This is a genomic window from Rothia aeria (assembly GCF_016726365.1).
Lineage (GTDB): Bacteria > Actinomycetota > Actinomycetes > Actinomycetales > Micrococcaceae > Rothia > Rothia aeria.
Window position 1 is genome coordinate 487117 of the sequence record NZ_CP068102.1, and the last position, 25456, is coordinate 512572.

The 25456-nt window shown below is 54.0% G+C and carries 26 protein-coding genes; 10 read left to right on the forward strand and 16 right to left on the reverse strand.

Going from position 1 to position 25456, the window contains the following annotated elements:
* Positions 1–2: 2 nt before the first annotated feature.
* The 3 genes from murI to clpS all read right to left on the reverse strand — a co-directional run bounded on the left by murI (position 3) and on the right by clpS (position 2148).
* Positions 3–1025, reverse strand: a complete 1023-nt coding sequence (gene murI / locus I6I94_RS02035; protein ID WP_128087676.1) for a glutamate racemase — start codon at positions 1023–1025, stop codon at positions 3–5.
* Between the two features lie 221 nt (positions 1026–1246).
* Positions 1247–1807 carry a DUF2017 domain-containing protein gene (locus tag I6I94_RS02040; RefSeq protein WP_006888872.1) on the reverse strand — a complete coding sequence of 187 codons (561 nt, stop codon included), beginning with the start codon at positions 1805–1807 and terminating at the stop codon, positions 1247–1249.
* A complete protein-coding gene (clpS, locus tag I6I94_RS02045; RefSeq protein ID WP_128087674.1) occupies positions 1807–2148 on the reverse strand; it encodes an ATP-dependent Clp protease adapter ClpS in 342 nt (113 codons plus the stop codon). Before clpS ends, I6I94_RS02040 begins: the two co-directional genes overlap by 1 nt.
* A gap of 151 nt (positions 2149–2299) precedes the next feature.
* On the opposite strand from clpS, the gene I6I94_RS02050 reads away from it, so the two are divergent.
* Both I6I94_RS02050 and I6I94_RS02055 read left to right on the forward strand, forming a co-directional pair.
* Positions 2300–3598 (forward strand): nicotinate phosphoribosyltransferase, encoded by a 1299-nt coding sequence (locus I6I94_RS02050; RefSeq protein ID WP_037235502.1) that lies wholly within the window; start codon positions 2300–2302, stop codon positions 3596–3598.
* A gap of 58 nt (positions 3599–3656) precedes the next feature.
* Positions 3657–4283, forward strand: coding sequence for an isochorismatase family protein (locus I6I94_RS02055; protein ID WP_094758035.1), 627 nt, complete (start codon positions 3657–3659; stop codon positions 4281–4283).
* A 113-nt stretch (positions 4284–4396) separates the two neighbouring features.
* On the opposite strand, the gene I6I94_RS02060 is transcribed toward I6I94_RS02055, so the two are convergent.
* Both I6I94_RS02060 and I6I94_RS11380 read right to left on the reverse strand, forming a co-directional pair.
* Positions 4397–5263 carry an S-layer homology domain-containing protein gene (locus I6I94_RS02060; protein WP_006888950.1) on the reverse strand — a complete coding sequence of 289 codons (867 nt, stop codon included), beginning with the start codon at positions 5261–5263 and terminating at the stop codon, positions 4397–4399.
* 238 nt (positions 5264–5501) lie between these two features.
* Entirely contained in the window at positions 5502–6992 is a 1491-nt protein-coding gene (locus I6I94_RS11380; protein ID WP_236588897.1) for a S8 family serine peptidase, read from the reverse strand.
* A gap of 754 nt (positions 6993–7746) precedes the next feature.
* On the opposite strand from I6I94_RS11380, the gene I6I94_RS02070 reads away from it, so the two are divergent.
* Both I6I94_RS02070 and I6I94_RS02075 read left to right on the forward strand, forming a co-directional pair.
* Complete coding sequence (locus I6I94_RS02070) at positions 7747–8457, forward strand: DUF6891 domain-containing protein (RefSeq protein WP_128087672.1); 711 nt, start codon at positions 7747–7749, stop codon at positions 8455–8457.
* A 60-nt stretch (positions 8458–8517) separates the two neighbouring features.
* Positions 8518–9093, forward strand: coding sequence for a hypothetical protein (locus tag I6I94_RS02075; protein WP_201620822.1), 576 nt, complete (start codon positions 8518–8520; stop codon positions 9091–9093).
* Between the two features lie 90 nt (positions 9094–9183).
* Here the strand turns inward: I6I94_RS02075 and I6I94_RS02080 are convergent, their stop codons facing one another.
* Complete coding sequence (locus I6I94_RS02080; RefSeq protein ID WP_201620823.1) at positions 9184–9654, reverse strand: hypothetical protein; 471 nt, start codon at positions 9652–9654, stop codon at positions 9184–9186.
* Positions 9655–10111: 457 nt separating this feature from the next.
* Between I6I94_RS02080 and I6I94_RS02085 the strand changes: the two genes are divergently transcribed.
* From I6I94_RS02085 to I6I94_RS02095, 3 genes are all read left to right on the forward strand, one after another.
* Positions 10112–10783 (forward strand): hypothetical protein, encoded by a 672-nt coding sequence (locus I6I94_RS02085; protein WP_006888887.1) that lies wholly within the window; start codon positions 10112–10114, stop codon positions 10781–10783.
* A 180-nt stretch (positions 10784–10963) separates the two neighbouring features.
* Complete coding sequence (locus I6I94_RS02090) at positions 10964–11692, forward strand: DUF6891 domain-containing protein (RefSeq protein WP_037235520.1); 729 nt, start codon at positions 10964–10966, stop codon at positions 11690–11692.
* Positions 11693–11853: 161 nt separating this feature from the next.
* The gene (locus tag I6I94_RS02095; RefSeq protein WP_131555866.1) at positions 11854–12516 is read left to right on the forward strand and encodes a hypothetical protein; all 663 of its coding nucleotides are present in this window, start codon (positions 11854–11856) and stop codon (positions 12514–12516) included.
* A 24-nt stretch (positions 12517–12540) separates the two neighbouring features.
* Here the strand turns inward: I6I94_RS02095 and I6I94_RS02100 are convergent, their stop codons facing one another.
* The 5 genes from I6I94_RS02100 to I6I94_RS02120 form a co-directional block, all read right to left on the reverse strand.
* Entirely contained in the window at positions 12541–14328 is a 1788-nt protein-coding gene (locus I6I94_RS02100) for a DEAD/DEAH box helicase (RefSeq protein WP_006888849.1), read from the reverse strand.
* A 261-nt stretch (positions 14329–14589) separates the two neighbouring features.
* Positions 14590–14892 carry a DUF3039 domain-containing protein gene (locus I6I94_RS02105; protein ID WP_037235529.1) on the reverse strand — a complete coding sequence of 101 codons (303 nt, stop codon included), beginning with the start codon at positions 14890–14892 and terminating at the stop codon, positions 14590–14592.
* 201 nt (positions 14893–15093) lie between these two features.
* Complete coding sequence (locus I6I94_RS02110; RefSeq protein WP_128087669.1) at positions 15094–16746, reverse strand: transporter; 1653 nt, start codon at positions 16744–16746, stop codon at positions 15094–15096.
* The gene (locus I6I94_RS02115) at positions 16722–17621 is read right to left on the reverse strand and encodes an ABC transporter ATP-binding protein (RefSeq protein WP_126853832.1); all 900 of its coding nucleotides are present in this window, start codon (positions 17619–17621) and stop codon (positions 16722–16724) included. Before I6I94_RS02115 ends, I6I94_RS02110 begins: the two co-directional genes overlap by 25 nt.
* A gap of 195 nt (positions 17622–17816) precedes the next feature.
* Complete coding sequence (locus I6I94_RS02120; RefSeq protein ID WP_128087668.1) at positions 17817–18803, reverse strand: tetratricopeptide repeat protein; 987 nt, start codon at positions 18801–18803, stop codon at positions 17817–17819.
* Between the two features lie 188 nt (positions 18804–18991).
* On the opposite strand from I6I94_RS02120, the gene I6I94_RS02125 reads away from it, so the two are divergent.
* Positions 18992–20353 (forward strand): AI-2E family transporter, encoded by a 1362-nt coding sequence (locus I6I94_RS02125; protein ID WP_201620824.1) that lies wholly within the window; start codon positions 18992–18994, stop codon positions 20351–20353.
* A gap of 123 nt (positions 20354–20476) precedes the next feature.
* On the opposite strand, the gene I6I94_RS02130 is transcribed toward I6I94_RS02125, so the two are convergent.
* From I6I94_RS02130 to I6I94_RS02140, 3 genes are all read right to left on the reverse strand, one after another.
* Positions 20477–21283 (reverse strand): alpha/beta hydrolase, encoded by an 807-nt coding sequence (locus I6I94_RS02130; protein WP_201620825.1) that lies wholly within the window; start codon positions 21281–21283, stop codon positions 20477–20479.
* A 71-nt stretch (positions 21284–21354) separates the two neighbouring features.
* Complete coding sequence (locus I6I94_RS02135; RefSeq protein ID WP_126853834.1) at positions 21355–21684, reverse strand: ATP/GTP-binding protein; 330 nt, start codon at positions 21682–21684, stop codon at positions 21355–21357.
* Between the two features lie 46 nt (positions 21685–21730).
* Positions 21731–22204, reverse strand: a complete 474-nt coding sequence (locus I6I94_RS02140; protein WP_201620826.1) for a hypothetical protein — start codon at positions 22202–22204, stop codon at positions 21731–21733.
* Between the two features lie 135 nt (positions 22205–22339).
* Between I6I94_RS02140 and I6I94_RS02145 the strand changes: the two genes are divergently transcribed.
* Complete coding sequence (locus I6I94_RS02145; RefSeq protein WP_126926522.1) at positions 22340–22747, forward strand: hypothetical protein; 408 nt, start codon at positions 22340–22342, stop codon at positions 22745–22747.
* Positions 22748–22803: 56 nt separating this feature from the next.
* The gene (gene nucS / locus I6I94_RS02150) at positions 22804–23517 is read left to right on the forward strand and encodes an endonuclease NucS (RefSeq protein WP_128087665.1); all 714 of its coding nucleotides are present in this window, start codon (positions 22804–22806) and stop codon (positions 23515–23517) included.
* 197 nt (positions 23518–23714) lie between these two features.
* On the opposite strand, the gene I6I94_RS02155 is transcribed toward nucS, so the two are convergent.
* The gene (locus tag I6I94_RS02155; protein WP_128087664.1) at positions 23715–23987 is read right to left on the reverse strand and encodes a F0F1 ATP synthase subunit epsilon; all 273 of its coding nucleotides are present in this window, start codon (positions 23985–23987) and stop codon (positions 23715–23717) included.
* 2 nt (positions 23988–23989) lie between these two features.
* Positions 23990–25453, reverse strand: a complete 1464-nt coding sequence (gene atpD, locus I6I94_RS02160; RefSeq protein ID WP_128087663.1) for a F0F1 ATP synthase subunit beta — start codon at positions 25451–25453, stop codon at positions 23990–23992.
* Positions 25454–25456: the final 3 nt, after the last annotated feature.

Genomic DNA, 25456 nt, shown 5'->3' on the forward strand with positions numbered 1-25456 from the left:
GGTTAGTCCTTCGTGGGGGTAAGTTGCGGGTCAATACGGGTGTGGGTGCTCATCATGTCGGGGGTGAGGGCGGTGAGTGAGCCGGTGGGGAACCGTTCAGCGACAGAGGAGGTGTGGCGCACGTTGGTGACTTCAGGGCCGAGGAACCTGCGGGCTAGGTGTTCGAAGGTTTCTGACTGGCCAGTTGCAAGGAATTCGTGTTCAAACTGGTTGTTCAGTACCGGGGTTTCGAGCCCGCCGGTGAGCAGTTCACGGTATACGTCTTTAGCGGTTTCATCGGCGGAGGAGACGAGGGTGACGTCTTCACCCATAATGTACGAGATGACGCCGGTCAGCAGCGGGTAGTGGGTGCACCCAAGCACCAGGGTGTCTACTCCCGCATCTTTGAGGGGCTGTAAGTATTCTTGGGCGGTTTGCAGCAGTTCGGGTCCGGAGGTGATGCCGCGCTCTACGAATTCGACGAAGCGGGGACAGGCCACCGAGTGCACGCGCAGGTTGGGGGCGATGGCGAAGGTGTCTTCATAGGCGCGGGAGGTGACGGTTGCTTCTGTTGCGATTACCCCGATGGTGCGGTTGCGGGTTGCTGCGAGCGCGCGGCGCGCGGCGGGCTGAATCACCTCAATCACGGGGATATGATACTGACGGGTGTACCGTTCACGGGCGTCTCTGAGCACGGCTGCCGAGGCGGTGTTGCAGGCAATGACAAGCATTTTCACACCGGAGTCCACGAGCTCGTCCATAATGCGTAGGGCGTTGGCCCGCACTTGCGCTATTTTGAGGGGCCCGTAGGGTCCGTGGGCGGTGTCTCCCACATAGATAATGCGTTCATACGGCAGCTGGTCCATAATGGCGCGGGCCACGGTGAGCCCACCCACACCGGAGTCGAAGACGCCGATAGGGGCGGAAGCACTCGGGGTGATGGGGGCGAGAGTTCCCCAGGGGGTGCGAGCGTGGGTTTGCTCGGTCGTATTGTGGCTTTCGCTCACTGTGGTTTTACCTGCACTTTTGTTGTTGCCTTCAAACATACGGTTTGAGGGCCAGATCGAGTTTTGGGGTTTTGTGTGGTTGTACCGTTTTAGGCGCCGTAACCCATTCTACGGTTTGGGTGCCTTAAAACGTATTCCGCTCGGGTGCGCGGTTTTATATTACGGATATTACGGGGTGTTTTCCCCGTTTTTCTACCTGCGGGCGCCGTGTTCACCTGTGGCGTTGCATAACAGAGCAGCACCGACCGGGGTGCACCGGGTTAGGGGGTGTGCAGCCCGTCCATCAGCGCGCTCATGAGCGATTCCTGCACCCAACTAATGAAGTTGTACACCATCGCCAGGTATTCGTCTTCGGTTTCTATCTGCGACCAGTCGACGTACCGGTGGATTTCTTCAGCTCGCGCATCGTCGGTAATGTCGAGGCGGGTGGCCAGCACCAGGCGGATATCGGAGAGGGCCGATGCCCAAGCGCGCGCGTGTTCTTCGTCAAGGAGCAGGTCGGCGGATTCGATATCGAAGGCGAGCATCGAAAGGTTCGCGATTTTACGTTCACGCAGGTCACGTTCGGTGTAACGGCGGTATTCTGCGGCTGCTTCTTCGTCACTGCTGCCGACCGGCAGCAGACGGGATACGGCGGGGTCGGTGGGCACCTGCGGGTTGTCGGTGATACCGATAAGTGCATCCAGCGGGTCGGCGTCTTGCCCGGTTTCGGGCTGCAGCAGGGCAACAATGTCTTCAGCGAGGTCGCGAATGAGAAGCAGCTCGGGTTTTTCGAAATACGCAGTGTACCCGCGCGGGGTGTTTTTGAAGCCGCGCGCCATTAGTTATCAACTTTCTCGAAGGTTGCCTGCAGCCCCCAGCCGTGCATGGCGTGGGTATGTTTTTCGGCTTCTTCACGACTGCCGGTAAATACTATGGCTTTACCGTTATGGTGCACCTGGAGCATAAGTTCTTCAGCGCGAGCACGGCTGAACCCAAAGTGTGAACGGAAAACATAGGACACATAGGTCATGAGGTTCACGGGGTCGTTCCACACGATCACTTGCCACGGCGTATTGAGTTCAAGTGAGTCACTCAAGTGGGTATCAAGATCGGTTTCACCGAGTGTGTGTGCAGACAGCACTGGCGGGGTGATGATGGTGTGGACGGGCGTGCTACTCATGGGCCGATTGTACCGCATAATCTGCCTGCTTCCCTTATTTTTTATGGGTTTCGGTTCACAGCGAACTCTTATGGTCATTTTTACCGTATGTCATGGACAACACACCTTCACAATGCTGTTTTGAGCCGCCCACCCCTCTAGAATGAGGTGTATGGCAACAACCTCACTGCTCACCGACCATTATGAATTAACTATGCTGCAGGCCGCGCTCGCCTCAGGGGCGGCTCACCGCATGTGCACCTTCGAAGTGTTCACCCGGCGACTGCCAGCAGGCCGCCGCTACGGGGTGCTCGCTGGAACAGGGCGTTTTCTTGAAGGACTCGATAAGTTCCGTTTCGATGACGAAGAGCTATCGTTCTTGGCGGCCCGCAATATTGTGAACACCCAAACCCTGAAATATCTCGAAAATTTTGAGTTCACCGGCACAGTACGCGGCTACGCTGAGGGCGAGTTATTCTTCCCCCACTCCCCCGTGCTGCAGGTTGAGGCAACGTTCGCGCAGGCGTGCGTCCTTGAAACCTATCTGCTGTCGATCCTAAATTACGACTCAGCGGTCGCCTCTGCCGCTTCGCGCATGAGCGCCGCCGCCGGAACCCGCCCCTGCATTGAGATGGGTTCGCGACGAGCCCATGAACGCGCCGCGGTATCTGCTGCCCGCGCCGCCGCTATTGCAGGATTTGCCGCAACCTCCAACCTTGAGGCAGGCCGCCGGTACGGGCTTGAAACCGTCGGTACCAGCGCCCACGCCTTTACCCTGCTTCACGACTCGGAGCGGGAAGCGTTCGAAGCTCAGCTGCGTTCGCTGGGTGCACGCACCACCTTGCTAGTCGATACTTACGATGTGGATAATGCGGTACGCACCGCCGTTGAACTAGCGGGCGAGGAGCTCGGCGGGGTACGCCTGGATTCCGGTGACCTGGTGGCAACCGCGCAGCGAGTGCGTGAGCTGCTCGATTCTTTAGGGAACGAGCACACAAAGATTACGGTCACCAGCGACCTTGACGAGTACGCCATCGCCTCCCTAGCGGCGGCCCCCGTGGATTCATACGGGGTGGGAACCAAACTGGTGACCGGCTCCGGGGCACCGACCTCTTCCATGGTGTATAAGGTGGTGGCGCGCGAGAACTCGGCGGGCGAGATGGAGCCCGTGGCAAAGGCCTCCGCCGGTAAGGCATCGGTGGGCGGTGCTAAACGCGCCGCGCGTAAGCTCTCCCCCATGGGAATAGCCAGTGCAGAGCTACTGAGCATCACCGAGGATCCGGCACAGGTCGAGAATACCCGCCCGCTCATGGTGGATTTTGTGGTGGATGGTGAACACCTGCCTGGTTTTACGGGCGAGGATGCGGTACGTGCCGCCGCCGCACGGCATCAGCGTTCACTGGCAGAGCTCCCCGAGGCGGCCCGCCGTCTCTCGGAGGGTGAGCCGGTGATCCCCACCGAGTTCATATAGTTCTTTAGCAACTGTCCCCCCCTTTCACTGAGCCCCAAGGATTTTCTAGGATAGTCTCATGGCAAAAGCACTCATTATTGTTGATGTTCAGAACGATTTCTGCGCCGGTGGGGCGTTGGCAACCGACCGGGGAGCCAAGGTTGCCTCGCTCATTAGCGAATACGTTGAGGATAACCACCACCGGTACGAGGCGGTTGTGGCCACCCAGGACTGGCATATTGACCCGGGCGCGCATTTCTCTGACACCCCGGATTTTGTGGATTCCTGGCCGGTGCACTGCGTGGCGAATACCGAAGGAGCCGAGATTCACCCGAATCTTGATACCGACTACATCGAAGCGTATTTCCGTAAGGGCCGGTATGAGGCTGCATATTCAGGGTTCGAGGGGCTACAGGCCCCCGAGGAATCGGTCATGACCGGTGAGCATGAGCCAGGCGCCACACTGGATGACGAAGGCCCGAAAACCCCGCTGGCAGACTGGCTGGATGAACACGAGATACAGGATGTCGATATTGTGGGTATCGCCACCGACTACTGTGTGCTGGCAACCGCTAAGGATGCGGTGGATGCCGGGTATGAGACCCGTGTGCTGATCGACCTGACGGCCCCCGTGCACGAGAATAAGCTCGACGAAATAATCGCCGAGATGGAGGACGAGGGCATCACGGTCAAGCAGGCGCTGTAAGCGCGTCCCGCTCATCGTGAGCGCTTTTAGAGTACGAGGCGACATTCTTAGTGGGTTCCCTGTAGTATGCCCCGGTAAGAATGTCGCCTCTGCACGTGTAATATGCGGATGATTTAGGTGTCAAGATGCGCGTAGCGGTAGATAAACGCAGCCATTGCGTCACGGTGAATCGGCTCACTAGGGCGGTAGGTGCCATCGGCCCAGCCGGTAGTAATGCCGCTTGAACGTAGCCAGTTAATTTCGCGGTAGAATGCGCCATCATGAGGCACGTCCTTAAAAACTGGCCCAACCACTACATAGTCAGGTTTACCAGCGTAACGGTAGAAGAATGCGGCCATTGCCTCGCGAGTAACCGCGTCTTGCGGTCGGTAGGTGCCATCGGCCCAGCCGGTAGTAAGACCCTGCTGATGCATCCACACAATCTCATGGTAAAACTGGTGCGAGGGGTTCACATCGGTAAAAGGTGAGGCGGCGGGCAAGGTAACCTCCGGCGAACCCGCCAGCCGGTAGAAGAAAGCAGCAACCGCCCCGCGCTCAATATTATTCAGCGGTCGGTAGGTACCATCGGCCCAGCCGGTGGTGATATTTCGGTACTCTAGCCACGTGATTTCTTCGTAGAACGGATGATTTTGGGGCACATCACTAAATCGGCAGGGGCCGTCAACGGTTGGGTGTGGGACAGGCTGCACCTGAGCTTCTTGAACGGTGGGGTATGAGAGCAGTTTCTGCAGAAGTCCCTTGCCCTGCGCGGCGGTGACAAAGTGGGATACTTCTACTTCAGCATAGTTTCTGTCTCCAGATTGTATGTAGCTGTAGTACTGGATATTCACAGGATAGTTATCCTCGGTGAGTTTCTGACTCAGCTGGGCCACCAAGTACTGGTGTATCTGCTCATTGTTCCACCCACGATGCTCGGTTTGGGCTTTCGCATCCTCAATAGCCGCAGCGGTGAACGTGATGGGGAAAAGCTGGTAGTACATATCTGCATGTTCGAATGGCGCACAGTACGGACCGGAGTACCCCGCATTGTCACCAGGTGCTGCCAGTGCTGCTGGGCCTAGCAGCGTAGCTCCCAGTGCAACAGCGCACATGGCAGTACCTACTGCCTGAGAGGTTCTACGAGTAGTTACTTTTTTCATTGTTATCTCTTTCACCATAGCGCGTGCGGCACACCCCTAACGTATTTTGACCTTTAGATACACCGCGCACACTGCGTATTTACTTCTTGTGAGCGTAGCGATAAATAAAAGCTGCCATTGCATCACGGCGGATGGGGTCTACAGGACGGTACGTCCCATCCTGCCACCCATTAGCTATACCAGTAGAATGCAACCAGGTAATCTCTCGATAGAAACTGCTGCCAACCGAAACATCCCTGAATGGAGAAGTGCTTGGCATCACATACTCTGGCTGTCCTGCATATCGGTAGAAAAACGCTGCCATTGCGCCACGTTCTACATTATCTGCTGGGTGGAATGTGCCATCAGGGTATCCAGTAGTAATACCCTGCGCTCCTATCCACTGAATCTCTTGATAAAATGGCATGTTTTTATGTATATCGTAAAATATTGGACCATTATTCCATGGATCAGGGTTCTTTACAGGATTGTCCAGATATTCCAGTGTCTTGCCCGCATCTACAATACCAGGACCACAGCTATACTGATCACAGTTTTGTATAGGACGGTTTTGAGCACTTTTCTGCATCGCAGAAAGTATACGATCAGGAGTAGCATCTGGGTTGACTGATTTAGCCAAAGCAGCAATAGCACTAATATGAGGAGCAGCCATAGAAGTACCCGCGTTCTCGCTGTAGTTATGCTCTCCAACAGAAATCATTCCTGTATTAAAAGTAGAAAATATACCTTGATTAGGAGCATGAGTCCCTCCAGGAGCACTTATGCTAACGCTAGAACCGTATGAGGCAACAGGCCGCTCACCCATTCGAGTAGTAGAACTTACAGAAATAACATGATTACAATTTGCAGGGGTAAAATATTTGACGTCAAGGTTCTTATTACCAGCAGATGCTACAACCACGATACCCTTAGCATGCAATTCATCAAATATGTCCTGATATCCTTTAAAACATTTACTGCCAGAATTTAAATATGAGCCAAACGACAGGTTAATAACTTGAGCAGGATACCTATTTTCTGGAGTATCTTGCACCTTCAGACCCCCAGCCCATTTTATCGCATCAGTAACATCCGAGAACCTAGTTCCACAAGGCCCAAAAGCACGTACAGGCAGAATCTTCGCATTGGGAGAAATCCCAGATATACCAATTTTATTATTTGCTGAAGCTGCGATAGTACCCGCAATATGAGTACCATGCCAACGCATATAACTTTCTGCTTTTCGCCCATTAGAACAGATTCCATTTTTAGGCACCATCGCACTATCCGAAGGATCTGAGTCGCGCCCATCACCATCGTCTGCTTGTATAGCATCAGATAAAAAGTCGTAACCCGGAACAATATTATTAACCAGATCAGGATGATGATTGACACCAGTATCGATAACTGCAACTGTAACGTTATCACCCAGGGAGCGTTGCCATGCGGACTTTACATTAATTCCATATTCACCATGTAAATCCCATTGCTTATCAAAGTATTCATCATTTGGAGTGACATAGTTTTTTGAATATGCAGAAAGATCAGGTACAGGAGTATCTTCTTGTTGATTCTGAGAAGACTCGTTCATCTCAGGGTCAGAGATTCCCTGATAATCTATATTATAGTCTGGAAAAATATCTTCAACACCAGAGATATCTTTAGCTGATTCTATAAAAGAATCAATATTGTCTGAACTAATATAATTTTATATATTAATTACTACAGAGTTTTTTATAGCAATCGTATGACTATAGGAAACAGTGTAGCCAAATTTATCGGCAAAATTATACTTAATTGCATCCACCATATTATTAGACTCAATGTTGCTTAGCAACGTATCCGTATTAGGAGCATGCTGGGCAACAAAGCCATGTGAAAACGTCACAATAAATTGGTTATATAAACCCTGTGATGAGTCAGAAAAACTGTACTTGATATTTGTTAGTGAGCTACTGGCACTAGATGACTCAAAACTAAGAGCAGGCACATATGACGTCCCAAACAAAAAATCCTAAAGTAGTTACAGAAACTAGCTTTCTAATACTTAACTTTTTATCACTGATTAACGCAAAGACCATCATTAGCCTTTCAAAACTTGAGTGAATATATATAGATACATCTATCTGACGAAAATTATACATCATACGAAAGCTAACAGTAAAATCTCTCCCAGTGCTACCTGCCGCCCGGCTCAATAGCTACGCTAGGGGAGCTGGTGGTACATATCTGCATGTTCGAATGGCGTGCAGTACGGACCGGAGTACCCCGCATTGTCACCAGGTGCCGCCAGTGCTGCTGGACCTAGCAGCGCAGCGCCCCGGCACAACAGCTAATATATGGGTATGAATAAGCAGTGTGACGATCATCAGCTCAGTCTTTGGTATACCCCGCGTCTTGACCCGCCTCTCCCAGAACATTGGGGGCTCAACGACCAGAGCCGCACCGAGCTTGAAGAGCTTCTGTGGGAGATGCTTCTGCACGGCGCATCTACCCCGGAAGCGTATGTGGAAGTATTTGATTATGTTTTGCCCGATGAGAACGCTGGCTTGGGTGAAAAATACAGGGAAGAGATAACAGAGTACGCCCAGCAGCTTATTAACGCACGCCGCGCCTATGCTGCAGCTATTGGACTGGAGCCTCGGAATAATGATTTAACGTTGGCATTTGACGCTTTAGCGCATGAGGGCGTGGTGGCACGGGAGTGTTTTACCTGTTGCGGTTCGTGTGGTTCAGCCGAAATCTGGGATGAGAGAGATGATTCACGCACTTGGTACGGGTACGTTTTCTACCACGAACAGGATGCTGAATCAGCATACGAGAGCGGATCGGTAGGCCTCAATTATGGGGTTTTTCTGGATGCATATTTTACTGAGCCGCAGTGGGACGCACTTGATGCCCAAACCCAAGAGCAGCAGTACGAGAGTTTGAGTGTAAAACTATTGCGCGAAAAGGTACTTCCGGTGTTCGAGCAGCACGGATTATGGGTAGATTGGGAAGGCTCTTATTCTGTACGGCCACAGGTATTCTCATCGCAGTTTAGCCATATCCCGTAGCAATTTACCAGATATGAGCCGCAAATCTGCAGAAGGAATCTGCCCAATAAGGAATATTTGATGATTATTAATGAGAGTGATTTAAAAGGTACGGACTATAAGATTTCAAAAAGTTTCAATAAGCAAATTTATTCATTTTCCGAGTTGTTAAATGATATGGCAAGCAACGAATATTCAAGGTTGGAGAATTACTATAAAGATAAATTTGAATTCATAAATTTCAAAGATGAAGAAGTTATTGTCGAAAACAGTAATAAAGATAAATTTATTGTTTTTGGAAAGAATAGCAATGGTTTCTTTGCTGTCAATAAAAACAAAGAAGTATGGCTTATCCCGTTTCATTATTCAGATATTCAAGAACCACTGTTTATAAACTCATCATTGCACCAATTTAGGTGTTGCTATTGTTTATTATTATCGGTCTTTTTTTACGCTCTTGGGAAGGATATTGACAAGGAAAACGCACAGTTGAAACTTGCCAGAAACTTTGAAGAAGATATTTTAAAAATAGATGACCGTTCAGTGCATAGCCTATTTTATCGAAACTATATTTTTGCTATTGAAAATGCGGAGCTTCCCACACATTTCACCCCCATGGATTACGTTACGACCGGCAGGCATTTTATCCCTCAATAAAATAGGGCGCAGGCGTGCTGGCGAGCAGATCCGATTATTGCGTCAGTTGGGCACTGGTTTCCCTGTGGGTACCGATAGTTATATATTCACTTATGCGTCATCTGCCCCTACCGAACAAATACTGCTATAGAATGTATTGCATAATTCAAGATCATCTTTTATCCTATACAGGTTACATAACAGATAACAAATATCGCTATCTTGCTGTTCCTCGGGTGCCGTATTTTGCAAGAAATTGGAGTCAAGAAAAATAGACATAAAAATATGTATTTCTTTTTCTTTTTTATCTAAGCTTCCTGACAAGCGAATCTTTCTACCTAGTTGGATATAATATTTTTCCAGTTCAGATCTACCAATTCTGCCTTCTAAAAAGTCTGTGCATTGTTTAATTACACCTTCCAGTTCTTTCCTGTACTGGCTTAATGGAATAATATTTTTCTCGGCGAATTTTATACATTTTAAAATAAAAGCATCATAGTTACCCAGGGCATCAGAATCATATATTTCATCTTCCAACATAATAATTTTTTCGTAGTATTTTATATTATTTTTATCGCTCATATTTCATCTCCTGCAAAAATTATAATAATGTTTATTATTTACTACAATTTTACTGGAGCAAAACTACAGCGAACAAACGTCATTATATGACTAGCTAAAGACCAGCTCGGTGCCTTATCGTCATACCACCCCACTTGATCGGGAGGACACCACAGGCTGACTGAGGCAATAACAGGAATTTATCACACTGGATATTACAGCATCTATTCGGCAAGAGCGGCACGATGCGCTCCACCAGCCTTAGCGGAAGAGCAATACCGGCAGATGTCGGTGCTGCAGCCGCAAAATGTTGGCTCATAATCTGGTGGCAGGATATCCTCAATGAATAACCGTCTATAGTTTTAAAGACCTCTTTTGGTTCGAGAAGCATTTATTTCTGTAAAAAGTTTTTATTTAGCTAAAGTTTCTATAGAAATATACGCTTTTCATGCATTAAATATCCGGTTACACTGAAACTATGACCACCGATATCATCACCACAGAATTCCGTGACAGCTGGTACGCACCGCGTATCGATCCGCCTATCCCGGCGCACTGGCCTGTGACCGGTGAAGAGCGTGGCACCTTAGAAGATGCCCTCTGGCGCCTGCTCAGCACCGGTGAGTCTGATACGGCCCGTTATGAGTATTACTTCTGGGAGACTCCCTCACTCAGGGATGCCTATGGTTCCGCTGACTGGGACGGGGAAGTTCGCGCCTATATTAGGCAGCTCATTGATTCCCGCCGTGCCTATATTGCCGCCTTAGGCGGGGTGCCGGGCACTCCCCTGAACCTTTCACTTGCTGAGCTCGAACGTCAGGGTGTTAAGATGAACCCCGATTTCGGGTGTTGCGGCATACCGCATGAGGCTCCGCAAGATGGGCATACCTGGTACGGGTATGTGTCGCTCGGCCCCGAAGAGGCCGAAGAACTCATTAAAAATGGCGAGACCCGTCTCAGCTGCGGGGCTTTTGTAACGGGCGAAGAGCTCGAAGAGATGAGTGATGCGGAGTATAACCGCATTAATAGTGCTGTGATCCGCCAGCACATCCTCCCGGTTTTTGAGCGCCACGGTGTTGAGATAGATTGGGACGGCACGTACATTGAGCTTCCCGTGCTGAAAAACGCGGAGTTTTTCGCTGCACCTTAGCCCCTGTGGTAGGTAGAGCGCCTGCCCATCCTTATTCGTAATGCACCTATAGCACGGGCGTTGCCCCCCCCGTGCGGGTGTTGTGTTGTCTTTTCCTTCCTTATAGGGTCTGCGGATCACCGGTTTTGTGACTGACCGTGTGCAACGACAAGTATGCATTTGTGGTCTAAGGTTAACCCCATGACTACACCTAGCATTACTGATGAGCAGCTCAAACTTTGGTACACCCAGCGCATTGATCCGCCCCTTCCGGCCCACTGGGGCATGCCTGATGAGGTGAGTGAATTCGTGGGTGAGGTTCTGTGGGGTACGCTTTTCAGGGGTGACAGTGATCCATTTTCCTATGTTGATATTTTGAACGACAGCACTATTGCTGAGAGCGATAAGTGGGATTGCGATGAGAAACATATGGAGGAGTTCGACGATTACGCCCGTGCTCTCATCGCCTCCCGCCGTGCCTATGCCCAGGAACTGGGGATCGAAAAGTGCTGGGGCAATATCTCTCTCGCTTTTAAAGAGCTCAATCGTCAGGGTGTTGTAGCGCGTGAGGCGTTCTCCTGCTGCAGCAGGTGCGGTTCGTGGAGTATTTACGACGAGGCAGATGACTCCCGCGACTGGTACGGGTATGTATTTTTTAGCGAGCAGTGTGCAGCTGATATTTCAGAAACAGCAAGCGTGTACCTTCAACACGGCATTTTCCCGCCAGCATTGCGCCAACAGTATTCTGAGCAGCAGTGGGAGTCAATGAGTCAAGAGGAACGCAGTGCAGCTCATCACCGGGTTACGGAGCAATTTCTGCAAGAGCGCGTTATTCCGGTACTTGAACGTCACGGACTGCAGGTACGGTGGGGCGGTGATACTACCTATTGTCCTAATGTCATGAACATAAAATACATTGCTATCCCCTAACAGGCTGCACAATGGTCTTGCGGGTACCATACGCTTACCCAGTACCGACATACCCCCATAGCATAAGTTTGCATATTTGCCCCCATAAATCAGCCTTTTATGCACAATATTATTCCTTCCATGCGTGGATGATGGTTGTGTATCCCGGTTACACTGGGAGCATGAGTAGCCCTCACGTGACTGCAGAACAGCTAAAACTATGGCGCGCACCGCGTATTGACCCACCTATACCCCGCAGCTGGCCAATCCCAGAGATGGATCGGCCTACCGTAGAACGCAGGCTCATGGCATGCCTGCTGGTTGGCGAATCAGATATTGCGTGCTACACGGAGGTTTTTGAACCGTTCCTTGACGACGGTGAAGGGCATATTCTCATCCCGCCCCAAAAGCTAGAAGAGTACGCTCAGGCGCTCCTTGCCTCCCGCCGTGCCTATGCTAAAGAGATCGGTATTGAAGGGTGCCGAGGCAACCTGGTGTGTGCCTTCGAGGCGCTGGAACGAACGGGGATTATTGCTTACCCGGACGGCAACTGGTGCGGCATCCCCGAGGAAGGGCCCGAAGACGGTACCACCCGATACGGGTATGTATCGCTCAGTGCAGAAAGTGCGGAGGCCCTACTGCTCTACGACGCCGCCCAACTGCACTGCGGCACCTTCAGCGACACTGGGGAAGTAAGCGACCAAGAGATTCACGATGCAGACTGCGCGATTATCCAAAACCGCATTATCCCGGTGCTCGAAGGCCACGGCGTTGAGGTTAAATGGAATGGCACGGCGGTTGACTTCCCGCTCGTGACGAACACTGGATTTTTTGCCATCCCCTAACCGTTCACAGACCGAGCCGGGCCATTACCTCCTGCCGACAAACCAGTCCGCGAGCTTATCAAGGCGTGCCTGAATCTGCTCCGCTGATGCTTGAGCCACCGCCGGGCCGCCGCAGATTTTACGCAGCTCATTATGGATCACCCCGTGCGGTTTACCGCTTTTCAGCGAATAGGCCGACACGTTTTTCGCCAACTTATTACGCATTTCTTTGAGCTGGCGGTGGTCCACCACCGCCGGGGCTGCGGTGGCCGGGCGGCGGGCAGCATGTTCCTGCTGACGGGCCCGCAGCAAAGTACCGACCTGTTCAGCGTCAAGCAGGCCCGGGATGCCCAGAAAATCCTGTTCCTCTTCCGAACCGACTTCCAGCCCGCCCGACGCGAACTCCGCCCCATCAAAAAGCACCCCGTGGAAAGAGGCCTGCGAGCCTATTGCCTCAAACTTACCGCGAGCCAGCTGCTCCGAGGCTCGCTCTTCACGGTTTGCTTCTTCAAGCGCCGCATCATCCAGCCCCTCAACCATGGGGTCGATCTCTTCCTGGGTGGCGCCGCGGTCGAGGGCGTGATCGCGTTCTAGCTCCATATCGTTAGCGAGCATCATCAGCTGCGGAACCGACGGCAGGAACACGGAGGCGGTCTCCCCACGCTTGCGGGCCCGCACAAAACGCCCGATTGCCTGAGCAAAAAAGAGAGGTGTGCTGGTGCTGGTGGCGTACACACCCACCGCAAGGCGCGGCACATCCACGCCCTCAGAGACCATGCGGACCGCCACCATCCACCGCTTTTTACTCTCACGGAATTCGTCAATTTTTGCGGAGGCTTCGCGGTCATCTGAGAGCACCACAGTTGGCTTCTCTCCCGTGATAGCATGCAGTTTTTCGGCGTATGCTTTAGCGTCAGCATGGTCGGTGGCGATCACGAGCGCCCCGGCATCAGGTACGGTACGGCGCACCTCGGTGAGGCGCTTATCGGCAGCAGCCAAAACAGTGGGTATCCATTCACCGTTCGCATCAAGGGCGGTGCGCCACGCCTGGGCGGTCACATCCTTGGTGAATCCCTCCCCCAGATTTGCTGCCATTTCCTCCCCGGCGGAGGTACGCCACCGCATCTGTCCCGAGTACGCCATGAAAATCACCGGCCGCACCACATGGTCTTTGAGAGCGGGACCGTATCCGTAAGAGTAGTCGGCGCGGGATCGGCGGATCCCTTCGTGGTCTTCTTCGTAGTTGACAAACGGGATAGGTGCAGCATCGGAGCGGAACGGGGTGCCGGTCAAGGCGAGGCGTCGAGTGGCGTCGTCAAAAGCCTCCCGCAGTCCGTCTCCCCACGAGAGCGCGTCACCGGCGTGATGAATCTCGTCAAAAATAACCAGAGTTTTGTCGTTCTCGGTGTTACGGGCGTGCAGCTGCGGCTTATTCGCCACCTGGGAGTAGGTAAGTGCCACCCCTTTGTACTGGCGGCCCACATGAACGTCGGCATTTTTAAAATTCGGATCGATCGGTATGCCTACCTTAGCGGCGGCATCCGCCCACTGCTTTTTCAGGTGGTCGGTGGGCGCTACCACGGTGAGCTTACGCACCACACCGCGGCTAAAAAGTTCACGAGCCAGGGTGAGGGCAAAGGTGGTTTTACCGGCCCCTGGGGTTGCCACCGCCATAAAGTCACGCGGGTTGGTTTCAAAATATTTTTTCATAGCCTCCGTCTGCCAAGCACGTAAACTGACGGAGGTTCCCCACGGGGCACGGCCGGGGTAGGCCGGGGAAAGTTTAGGCTTAATGGCGCCTTCAAACAGTGTGGGTTCTTCGTGTTCGCTCATTCTTCCCCTACCCCTTAATCATTTCTATACGTCATGCCCCCGCTGCAGCTCGCACGGGCGTAAGTGGCCGGTGCGGTGCGGACGCCTTAAGAGTGTACCGCCTTGCACGCTGCCCGGCTCAACGGTACCCCCAGTACTGTACGGTGGCTACGCCGAACGCGAAAGAAGGGCGCATCCAGTACTATGCATACTTATTCGGATGCGCCCTGTCTGCTGGTGTTGGCTGCCGTGGGCCTGCTGAGGCCTGCCAGTCAGCTGCGGCTAGTTGTCGCCGCCATTATCGCCACCGTCTTTACCGGGCTTAAGACCCTCATAAATTTCTTTGCAGGTGGGGCAGACCGGGAACTTCTGCGGGTCACGCCCAGGAGTCCAGACTTTACCGCACAGGGCGCGAACCGGCTCACCGGTCAGCGCGGACTCCATAATCTTTTCTTTCCGCACATAGTGCGAGAAGCGTTCGTGGTCACCGGGCTCAGAAAGCTGAGTTTCCTCACGCTCCAGCAGGCTGGTGCCACCTGCGGGCTTGGTGCCAAACGGATCCTCAATACCTTCAATGGAGCTCATAGTTCTCTCCTTAGACAATGCCGCATGGGCATTCTGCGGTTGTGTAGATAACTCTTCCCATTGTAGTGGCGGGTACCGGGTATTGTCCCGTTCACCGAAACCAGGCAGCAGTACAAGCACAGCAAAAAGCGACGGAGCAGAATACCTCATACAGAACATATTCTGATCCGCCGCCTCTGTGCGCCGTGGTTGGCCGGTAGGTTAGGCTGCGGTGAACTTAGCCACTCGCTGAAGCATGGCGTGGCTATTACGGTCGTAAGACTTACCGCCAATCACAACGCCAAGGGCCAGAAGAATGCCGCCCACAACCATTTGAATGATTCCCCCCACCCATAGGAGCATGGGTTCATGGGAGCTGAACATATAAATAAGTACACAGATAAATGCCGGGATCGTTGCAGCCATGCAAATCAGCATCACCACCATCGTCAAGAGGTTCTTGGCCATGCCGTCCGTTTGTTTCGGGGTTTTGAGCGGGTTCGACCCGGGTGCCGGAGCCGGTGGAGATAGCAGGGTATCGGCATACAGGCCCACGCCCAGAGCCGCCGCATAGGTGCCCAACTGGTGCAGGAGCACCGCCGGGTACATCCCCACAACACCATGAATAAGACACACAGCGAAGGTCATAATAACCACCACAGGCACCATCAAAACAGAGTACCCCAGGGCACGGCCCAGCCTGTCATCACGCCCACGCAGCGGCGAGAGCACGTGCAGGCTAAAGGCGGTGTTATCGTATGAGACCGAGTACATAATGTAGTACCCCGCAGAGATGGTGCTGAAGTACACCCAGAAGCTAAAAGCCGCCTCAATACCAGCGGTGCTGGTATCCATACCAAGCTGAATCCTACCGGTCCTAAAAAACCCGCTATTGGCCATCGGTAAAAATATTCCCAGCAGCACGTACATCATGGCTAACGTGGCCGCCGATACACTCATGCGCGCATCTTTCAGGTAGCTGTGAAGGGTGCGTGCCGCTACCGCACCGACCGGGGTGCTGGGGAATTTAGCGAACACCCCAATATTACCAACGGACAATGCCTTAGCTGTCCCGCGCTGAGTCTGCCCACTCACGTTACGGATGGAGCGTTCCAGCTGACGCCCCCACAGCCACCAGGTGCCCGCCAAGTAAACAAGTGCAAGCACCAGGCACACAGCCGCAAGAATCCAGTTACCCGCCGCAGCATGCAGGGGAACAGCAAACGCAGCACCAAACGGGGTATACCCAAGCCATACAACGTAGGGCGCTATTTGCTCAAAGTTCTCTCCAATGTAAGCTGTTGCACCCGCAAAAATAAAACCGGAGCTCATGAGCAGGATCCCCGCAGTGAGCATGAGGATGAGGTTAATGCGCGGGTTAGCGTTCAGGTACACACCGACCTGATTACCGATACGAGCTATGCACATGAGGGTGGCCAACCCCAGCAGGGCGCAGAGAAGATACAGGAGAAGCCCCAACGGGTTAGTAAGGTAGCCAAGGGCACCGATCAGCACCATAGTTATGGTTGCGATACCGGGTATGCCAATAAACCCACCAAGAAATTGGCCCTTCTGCAGGGTTTTTGGTTCTATGGGGAAAAGCACGAAACGGCTCTCATCCAGGGTTCCGTCAAGGCCGCTGACGAAGATAGGTACCAGCATCCACCCCAGACACAGCAGCGTCCCTATCAGCAGGGCAAGCGAGGCCGCCCCCTCAGGGGATTCAAAAGCCAGAAAACTGTAGAGGAATCCCAACCCTATCAGAATCCCCACCAGGTATAGGACACCGAGGATTATCCCAATCAGGGCCCACACGCTCCGTTTGAGTGAGGCAATCACATACCGCCATTTTAGTGAGACGAGGTGCCCAACCATGACAATCCTTCCGAGCTGGTGCGCCCACCCACGAGCTGCACGAAACGTTCTTCTAGGCTGGTGTTTCCGCGTACCTCAGAGACGGTTCCGGCGGCAAGAATATGGCCTTCGTTCATAATGGCCACGTGGTCACACAAACGCTGTACCAAGTCCATCACGTGGGATGAGAGCACGACGGTTCCCCCCGAGCCGACGAATCCCTTAAGAATGTCCTGAATATTCGCCGCTGAGACAGGGTCAACAGCCTCAAATGGTTCATCAAGGATAAGCACAGAAGGGGCGTGGATGAGCGCGGCGGCAAGCGCGATTTTCTTCGTCATACCGGCGGAGTAGTCGGCAACAGTTCGCCCCGCTGCCTCGGTGAGGTCCATAGCGCGCAGCAGATCAGCGGTGCGTTCGGCAACAGTTGCCTTATCAAGCCCATGCAGGTACCCGGAGTATGTGATGAGCTGTTCACCCGTGAGCCTATCAAAAAGATGCACGCCGTCAGGGAGCACCCCCAGGTGTTTCTTGGCTTCTAAGGGGGCCTGCCACATGTCTACCCCGTTAATAAACGCCATACCTTCGGTGGGTTGCAGCATACCCGAGACCATCGAAATGGTGGTGGTCTTACCAGCACCATTACGCCCCACCAGCCCATAAAATGAGCCGGTTGGGATGCCTAAATTAATACGATCCACGGCCACGGTCTGCCCGAAAGCTTTGGTGAGCCCGCGAACTTCAATCGCGTTTCTGGTGGTTGCGGCCCCCCGTTGCGGGGCTATGTTCTGCTGCACCGAGGTGGGCAGGTGAACCTCCGGATTCGGGTGCTCTGCTTCTGCCCCGGGGACAGGTGGTGAGGGATACAAGTTATTGAGAGAGTTTTTATCTTCCATAGATTAACGGTAACAAGTATGAGCATAGTATGCCCTTATTTTTGCCCCGTTCGCGTAGCTTTTACTCACCCCTAAGCATAACTATAAGATACGTGTTCCCCGTGACGGCAATAACACCACATGGGGAACACATAAAGAATAAATATTCTGTATTTTATTTCTTAGCTTTACACAGATTCCTGCAGAAACCAGCCTTTAGAAAAGCGCCACCGTCAGCTCCGCGCGGGCCTTTACAGTACGCGCATCGGCAGTACCCACCACATCAAAAAGCTGAACAAGACGCTCACGCACACGAGTTTTCTCATCCGCAGGCACGGCCTTAAATAAGCGCAGCAAACGGGCGTACGCATCTTCCACATGCCCACCAACCACATCCAAATCAGCCACGTTAAAGGCCGCCTCAATATTCAGCGGATCAGCCGCCGCAGCGGCACGCTCGGCAGCCATATCAAGGTTCTTCACGCGCACCAAAAGCTCCACCTGTTCCAAGCCAAGTTTGGCCTCTTTATCGCCCGGGTTATCAGAAATAGCCTGCTTGTAGGCGGCGCGAGCGCCCTCATAGTCCCCAGCGTCCAGTGCCTCAACGGCCTTAGCATGCAGCGGAGGTACCGGTTTCTCTTCCTCCGCGTAGATGGGCTCAAAACCTCCCGGCAGCTGGTACTGCGCCGCCAGTTGTATAAGCTGCCCGAGCACATCGGCAAGTTCCTGCTCACCCACAGTACCGTTGTAAATAGGTGCGGGCCGACCCGCAAGCACCGCCACCCCAGCGGGCACACCGCTCACCCCAAAAGCCTGTGCGGCCTCAGGAAGTTTCGCGATATCTACCGCTGCCAACAGCAGACTCCCAGCGGCGGAATCAACCAGTTTTTGCACCGCATCGACCATCTGCACCGACGAGGGAGAGTGCTCAGCATAGAGCGCAAAAATAACAGCACCCCGGCTGGATTCCTGCACATATTTCTGGAAATCCTCGGGCGTGTTTACCTCAACACGCCACGTAGGGGTGCCCTGGGCAGCAGCATGAGGGTCAGTGTTGCCCGGCTGCGGCGGCACACCAGCAGATGCCGCTAAACTCCCCAAATCGGGGACATTCCGTACCGAAGCTGGAATCTGCGCAGCCTCCGGCTGCTTCCCTGCCGCTGCCGGGTTGCCCCACTGTAGTTCATGACTGTTCTCTGACATGCGCCCTCTCCTGCTCAGGCTGATAGTTCCCCTTGATTATCTCAACTCCCCGGGGTTTTTTCACCCGAGGTGCGCCGCTTCGGCCGCTATTTTACTGCTGGCGTAGCACCACCAATACGTCTGCACCGGCGTTATCCCCCAACCGCCCGGTAGACTAAAAAGTAAATGCTTCGTCGAAAGGCAGTTACATGACCGATCACCGCCCCCCTGCCCAGCCGACGCCGCCTAGGCCTCGGCGTTCCAACGCTCATACGCAGCCGCAGCAGGACTCTTCCGCCCGCCCCCAACCGGATGAAAGCGGCGCCTCACCCAGAGAAGCCCACGAGTCGCGAGGGGCGCGGCGCCCATTCACTGAGCACCTCACCGAAACAATTACCGAATTCAGCGGATCGGTTCTACAGGCCCGCGATAAACGGAAACAGGCGTCAATGCCTCCCCCAACCGCCCCCACCGATGTGGTGCCCCCGGTTGAGTCCCCGGAGAACAGCGATGTTCAGAAAGTCTCGCTTGTGACCAACCCGGTAAAACTCGGTTTCTTAGGTACCGTGGGTGTGGGGTTGGCGCTGCTGGCCTACTATGCGTTTACGAACGTTGGGGCACTCGCGGGGTGGGTGACCGGGGCCGTGTTCATTGCGCTGGGCCTTGACCCCGCCGTGCGGCGCCTGGAGAAGTGGGGTATCCGCCGAGGCGTTGGTGTGCTGCTGGTAGTAACTGTATTTGCTGGTACGGTTACCGGCCTCACCCTGTGGATTGTGCCCATTATTAGTGAACAGGCGAATAGTTTTATCTACCGCTCCCCCGCCATTTTTCAGGATTTCCTGGAGTCAGAGGCGTTCAAAAACTTTGACGATATGGTGCACATCCGCGACTGGGTCGATAAGAATGTGCCCGCGTTCATTGAGTCTATTACATCCAGCAACGCGATTAGCGGGTTCATGGGGAACTTGGTTACAGCAGGATCCACAATCGCTCAGGTGCTCACCGGCACCGTGATTGTGTTGTTCTTGTCCCTGTACTTCCTCTCGTCTATGAACACGATTAAGGCGTGGGGGGTGCGCCTAGCACCGGCGTCCCAGCGTGAGCGTGTCTCCTACTTGGTGGAACGTATCACCGGATCGGTTGGCAGTTATGTGATGGGGCAGGCGCTGGTGGCTATTCTTAACGCCACCTTCGCCCTGATTACGATGAGTATCCTGGGGTTTTCGTTCCCCCAGCTGTTGGCGCTATTCGTGCTGATCCTGGCGTTTATCCCATTGGTCGGCGGCGTGGTGGCGCTCGTAGTAGTGTCGCTCATCCTGCTGATTTCGGGGTGGCAGATGGCGCTCACCTTCGCCATCGTGTACTTCATTTACCTGCAGGTTGAGGCGTACGTTATCTCGCCGCGCATTATGTCCCGGGCGGTTTCGGTGCCCGGTGGCGTGGCAATTATTGCGGTGGCCGCAGGTGGTGCTCTGTGGGGCGTGTTGGGTGCGCTTATCGCCATACCGGTGGCGGCTTCCCTGCTCATTCTGGTGAAAGAAGTATTTATCCCTTACCAAGACACGAAGTAGCCTGCGACGAACCGGAAGGTTTACGGCACCTGGTCATACACTAATCGGCGGCTGCACCCCATATGGTGATGTAGCCGCCGATTGCTGTCTGAAATAATTTACCCGGTGGTGCCAGAGAGGGCTTTAGGGCTCAGTAATCTCTTCTGCGACCGGACCGCTATACTCGCTCGGCAGCACGGTCTGCTCCCCCAGTACAATGCTCGCTATAGAGTTCAGCACCGCGTTCACAGACTTCTCGCCCACCCACAGGTGCTTACATCCCTCAAAGGGGATTACCTGGGCACGGTTAATGGCACTAAACCGTTCACGCGCCTGAGCGGGCTGTAAGTAGTCGTCGTGTTCAGGGATAAGTGCGTACAGGGGGTTGCTGATCGTATTCCATTCAGCCATCTCCGCCGGGTGTACCCGGTGAAGCGGCGGGGATAGGAGGACCGCACCGGTGAATTCGTTGGCGCGCGCGGGTCCATATTTGAGCACCAGCTCTGTACCGAATGACCAGCCAATAAGCCACGGGTTAGGCAGGGCACGCCCTAAGACGTAGTCAAGAATCGCATCGAAATCTTTCTTCTCAGCAAATCCGCCGTCGAAGACCCCGTCGCTGGTGCCTCGAATGGAGGAGGTGCCGCGGGTATTGAAGCGAAGTACGGCTATATTGGCAAGCGCGGGCAGACGGAACGACGCTTTCTTGTACACGTGCGAATCCATATACCCGCCATGCGTTGGAAGCGGATGAAAAGTTACGAGAGTCGCTTTACTGTCCCCCTCAGGAAGCGCCAGTTCACCCACGAGGCGTTTTCCATCGGCTGTCGTGACCTCAAAGTTCTCACGACGCGCAGGAAGCACCGTGCGGGAACGGATCGCGGTTGGCACCCCGGGGTCGGTAAAAATATAGCGGGACGGGTCGAATTCTGTGCGGGTTTCTTCGCTCATAGTGTGTCTTTCAATCGGGGTAGGTGTATCTCAAGCCCAAAAATGGGGGTGATGCGCATAGGATTCTGCTGTTATTTTCGGCGGCTGCGCCAACAGTGCTGGTGCCAGTGGCGGCGTTCATCAATGGCACGTTCTCTGCCCAGCACGTGGCTTTCTTGCCACACCACCAGGTGCGCAGTTCCGGGCGGTATGGGACGGTAACATTCGGGGCAGGTGTAAGTTTTTCTGGCATTAACAGCCGGGATATACTGCACGAACCAGTCTCCGTACCGGTCGCTCTCAACGGTTGGCGCCGGGTCAAGAATACGTGAAATATCACGCCCGCCACCTGCGGTGGTGCGTAACCATTTGCTGGAGGTGGTGCCCGAAGGGCGTTTACCGGGGTGATTCTTACGTGCCATGCTCACTATTTTATCCCTAGCTACTACCCATTCCAGATTTTAAAGGTTATACCGGGGTCTCTTCTAAAGGAGCATACTCGGTGAGGATAGCCTCATACGTATTGCCGTGAAGATTGCAAGAATCCATAACGTAAAAACAGCGCGAAAAATTTTTATCAAAAATATAGGCGTGCTCGTGGAAATCAATAGAGTCCACGTCTTCTAAATCGTGCTGGATCTCGCCGCTGAGGGCAGTGAAGACAGGCAGCTGAAGACCGTCATACACATAATGCCGCAGCACATAAAGCATTTGGTGAGGAAAAAGCTCACCCAGCCGGTGGGGGCGAACCAGCTGAGGCTGGCCGCTTTCGCACCCGAATGGTCGCTTATACGAGAAACTCACTGTATTTTCGTTTGAGTTATTAGGTGTTGAGCAGAGCATATGTCCTCTGAAAAAGGAACGGATAAGACGCTGCACTACTTTTTCCGCCTCGGTCGCTTCTAATGGCTGACCATACGCAAAATCTTTCACAGCCTGCACTTTCTTATTGTTTCAAGTATTCGGTTTTTCTCACCGGGCTATCAGCGGCCAAGAAACAACGCTACCCCCGCATACACTATAAAATACACTCGTGTATCACCCTCATCATGATGAGCGCACCGAGGAGAATGCCGCATGAAAGCTATTCTTGATCACTGGGTTGGAAACCGCAGCGAGGATACAGAGCACACCATCGTATCAACGGGGGAACTGCTGGCCTTGCTGAAACGTCTCGGCACCAACCACCACACCCTGCTCAGCCTGTATCATCCCAGTAAAGACCCCGATAACAACCACCTCATGATCGGCGGAGGTCCCCAACGGTATGTGCTCACCGGGTGTGAAGAGGGCACCATTCTAAACGTCAGAAACCCGCAGATGAGTGACACAGCAACAGTTAAGATACTGGTGGGTGGGCAGCTGAGCCTCTTCACGGAACACGAATTAGTGACTCAAGAGCAGGCTTTTGAGTGTGCGGTACAGTATTTCAAGACTGGGCGTATCTCCCACGTGGGCCTGCCCTACACATGGGAGAGACTATAAATAACCAACCCGCAGATGGCGTGTGCACAATGACCTGCTGCTGGTAGAGTGGATGGGTGCGAGTTGTTATAGCTGAATGTTCCGTCGATTACGAAGGCCGCCTACGGGCTCACCTGCCCCGCGCCACCCGTCTGCTCATGGTTAAAGGGGACGGTTCGGTGCTGATCCACTCCGATGGCGGCTCCTATAAGCCGCTGAACTGGATGAGCCCGCCCTGCACCCTGGCTGTGGCCGCACGTGATAGCATCCCCGCCGCCACCCTAGAAGAGCTGGAAGAGGAAGTACAGCAGCTGTGGACGGTGCAGGCCGCTAAAAGTGACGACCGGCTGCTCATTAAAGTTTTTGAGGTCATCCACGAGCATGAGCATTCGCTTGGCACAGACCCGGGGCTCATTAAGGATGGTGTGGAAGCCGACCTGCAGCGTCTGCTTGCCGAACAAATTGAGACACTGGGCTCGGGATACTCGCTGGTGCGCCGTGAATATCCGACCGCTATCGGCCCGGTAGATATTATGGCAAAAGACCCCAACGGGGCAAGCGTTGCCGTGGAGCTTAAACGAGTAGGCGACATTGACGGCGTGGAGCAGCTCACCCGCTACTTGGAGCTGCTGAACCGAGACCCGCTGCTAGCGCCTGTCAAAGGAGTATTCGCGGCCCAAAAAATCAAGCCGCAGGCCCGCACACTCGCCCAAGACCGCGGTATTAGGTGTATCGCCCTTGACTACGATGCAATGCGCGGCGTAGACGACGCCGCAGACAGGCTTTTCTAGCTCTCTGCCGCGTTAGTTTTACGCGCTCAGCCCATAAAGCTAGACCAGTCTGCGCTCCCCCGTGCTTCTGGCGGAGGCGCTCACGCCCCTATCCCACGTACCACCCGGTGAACCTGCACGAGAACCGATATAAACACGCACGAACCGGCGCATCCTCGTAAAGAGGACACGCCGGTTCGTTGTTATTACAGGCCGCGCTATGTGGCGGGAACTGTGAAGTCCGCGTGTTTAGCCGCGATTGTGACCTTATCATTCGAGACGGTCATAAACCCCTGGTGCAGGCGGGTCTTCAAATCCTGCCCGCCCACCGGGCGCAGCAGCATTTCGCCGTCCTCCGCCAGCAGCGCGCACGTGGGGATAAGCCCGGGTGAGATACCCAGATCGCCCTCAACGGTACGCACACGCACGTAGGATGCCTCACCGGTCCACACCACGCGTTCGCGGGAAACAACTTCAACCGTTAGTGCCATAATTACTTGGCTCCAGTCTGTGCCTTGATTTCCTCGTACTGGCGCATCACATCGTCCATACCGCCGATGTTGTAGAACGCCTGCTCCGGGATGTGGTCCACGTCGCCGTTGCAGATCATCTGGAAGGACTCGATAGTGTCCTTCAACGGAACGGTGGACCCCTCAACACCGGTGAACTGCTTCGCGGTGTAGGTGTTCTGTGAGAGGAACTGCTCGATACGGCGGGCGCGCGCGACAACAACCTTCTGCTCCTCGGACAGCTCGTCCACACCCAGAATTGCGATAATATCCTGCAGTTCCTTGTTCTCCTGCAGAATAGCCTTCACACGGATAGCCGTGTCGTAGTGTTCCTGGCCAATATACTGCGGGTCAAGAATACGGGAGGTGGAGGTCAGCGGGTCGATTGCCGGGTACAGGCCACGCGATGCGATCTCACGCGAAAGCTCAGTGGTCGCATCCAGGTGCGCGAAGGTCGTTGCCGGTGCGGGGTCGGTGTAGTCATCCGCAGGAACATAAATCGCCTGCATCGAGGTAATGGAGTGACCGCGAGTTGAGGTAATACGCTCCTGCAGCAGACCCATCTCATCCGCCAGGTTAGGCTGGTAGCCCACAGCAGAGGGCATACGGCCCAGCAGAGTCGAAACTTCAGAACCAGCCTGGGTAAAACGGAAAATATTATCGATAAAGAGCAGCACGTCCTGGTTCTTCACATCACGGAAGTACTCCGCCATGGTCAAACCGGTCAGGGCCACACGCAGACGGGTTCCCGGGGGCTCATCCATCTGGCCAAAGACAAGGGCGGTGTCCTTCAGAACCCCTGCTTCTTCCATCTCAACCCACAGGTCGTTACCCTCACGGGTGCGCTCACCAACACCGGTGAACACCGAGGTACCGCCGAAGTTACGTGCCACACGGGTAATCATTTCCTGAATCAGCACGGTCTTACCAACACCAGCGCCACCGAACAGGCCGATCTTACCGCCCTTAATGTAGGGGGTGAGCAGGTCAATCGACTTAATACCGGTCTCCAGCATCTCGGTCGACCCCTCCAGCTCCGCGAAACCGGGAGCGGCACGGTGAATGGGCCAGTATGCATCCGCAGTAATCTCGGAGTTAGGCACATCCAGCGCGTCACCGAGCACGTTAAACAGATGACCTTTCACGCCATCGCCCACAGGCACAGAGATGGGTGCGCCGGTGTCAATCACGGCTTGGCCGCGCACCAGCCCGTCGGTCTGCTGCAGCGAAATAGCGCGCACAAGGGAGTCGCCGAGGTGCTGGGCGGTCTCGAAGGTGATAGTACGGGTGCGACCGTCGAGGGTGAGTTCGGTGGTCAGCGCGTTATAAATATCCGGTACCTGGCCGGCGGGGAACTCAACGTCGACCACGGGGCCAATCACGCGGGCAATACGGCCCGTTGCGCCCTGAGTCGGTGCTGAGACCGATTCGTTGTAGGTGGCAGTCATATT

Excerpts from the sequence above, each read along its gene's own strand:
- murI (WP_128087676.1), bottom strand. The coding sequence starts at position 1,025 with ATGTTTGAAGGCAACAACAAAAGTGCAGGTAAAACCACAGTGAGCGAA.
- I6I94_RS02040 (WP_006888872.1), bottom strand. The coding sequence starts at position 1,807 with ATGGCGCGCGGCTTCAAAAACACCCCGCGCGGGTACACTGCGTATTTC.
- clpS (WP_128087674.1), bottom strand. The coding sequence starts at position 2,148 with ATGAGTAGCACGCCCGTCCACACCATCATCACCCCGCCAGTGCTGTCT.
- I6I94_RS02050 (WP_037235502.1), top strand. The coding sequence starts at position 2,300 with ATGGCAACAACCTCACTGCTCACCGACCATTATGAATTAACTATGCTG.
- I6I94_RS02055 (WP_094758035.1), top strand. The coding sequence starts at position 3,657 with ATGGCAAAAGCACTCATTATTGTTGATGTTCAGAACGATTTCTGCGCC.
- I6I94_RS02060 (WP_006888950.1), bottom strand. The coding sequence starts at position 5,263 with ATGTACTACCAGCTTTTCCCCATCACGTTCACCGCTGCGGCTATTGAG.
- I6I94_RS11380 (WP_236588897.1), bottom strand. The coding sequence starts at position 6,992 with ATGAACGAGTCTTCTCAGAATCAACAAGAAGATACTCCTGTACCTGAT.
- I6I94_RS02070 (WP_128087672.1), top strand. The coding sequence starts at position 7,747 with ATGAATAAGCAGTGTGACGATCATCAGCTCAGTCTTTGGTATACCCCG.
- I6I94_RS02075 (WP_201620822.1), top strand. The coding sequence starts at position 8,518 with ATGATTATTAATGAGAGTGATTTAAAAGGTACGGACTATAAGATTTCA.
- I6I94_RS02080 (WP_201620823.1), bottom strand. The coding sequence starts at position 9,654 with ATGAGCGATAAAAATAATATAAAATACTACGAAAAAATTATTATGTTG.
- I6I94_RS02085 (WP_006888887.1), top strand. The coding sequence starts at position 10,112 with ATGACCACCGATATCATCACCACAGAATTCCGTGACAGCTGGTACGCA.
- I6I94_RS02090 (WP_037235520.1), top strand. The coding sequence starts at position 10,964 with ATGACTACACCTAGCATTACTGATGAGCAGCTCAAACTTTGGTACACC.
- I6I94_RS02095 (WP_131555866.1), top strand. The coding sequence starts at position 11,854 with ATGAGTAGCCCTCACGTGACTGCAGAACAGCTAAAACTATGGCGCGCA.
- I6I94_RS02100 (WP_006888849.1), bottom strand. The coding sequence starts at position 14,328 with ATGAGCGAACACGAAGAACCCACACTGTTTGAAGGCGCCATTAAGCCT.
- I6I94_RS02105 (WP_037235529.1), bottom strand. The coding sequence starts at position 14,892 with ATGAGCTCCATTGAAGGTATTGAGGATCCGTTTGGCACCAAGCCCGCA.
- I6I94_RS02110 (WP_128087669.1), bottom strand. The coding sequence starts at position 16,746 with ATGGTTGGGCACCTCGTCTCACTAAAATGGCGGTATGTGATTGCCTCA.
- I6I94_RS02115 (WP_126853832.1), bottom strand. The coding sequence starts at position 17,621 with ATGGAAGATAAAAACTCTCTCAATAACTTGTATCCCTCACCACCTGTC.
- I6I94_RS02120 (WP_128087668.1), bottom strand. The coding sequence starts at position 18,803 with ATGTCAGAGAACAGTCATGAACTACAGTGGGGCAACCCGGCAGCGGCA.
- I6I94_RS02125 (WP_201620824.1), top strand. The coding sequence starts at position 18,992 with ATGACCGATCACCGCCCCCCTGCCCAGCCGACGCCGCCTAGGCCTCGG.
- I6I94_RS02130 (WP_201620825.1), bottom strand. The coding sequence starts at position 21,283 with ATGAGCGAAGAAACCCGCACAGAATTCGACCCGTCCCGCTATATTTTT.
- I6I94_RS02135 (WP_126853834.1), bottom strand. The coding sequence starts at position 21,684 with ATGGCACGTAAGAATCACCCCGGTAAACGCCCTTCGGGCACCACCTCC.
- I6I94_RS02145 (WP_126926522.1), top strand. The coding sequence starts at position 22,340 with ATGAAAGCTATTCTTGATCACTGGGTTGGAAACCGCAGCGAGGATACA.
- I6I94_RS02155 (WP_128087664.1), bottom strand. The coding sequence starts at position 23,987 with ATGGCACTAACGGTTGAAGTTGTTTCCCGCGAACGCGTGGTGTGGACC.
- atpD (WP_128087663.1), bottom strand. The coding sequence starts at position 25,453 with ATGACTGCCACCTACAACGAATCGGTCTCAGCACCGACTCAGGGCGCA.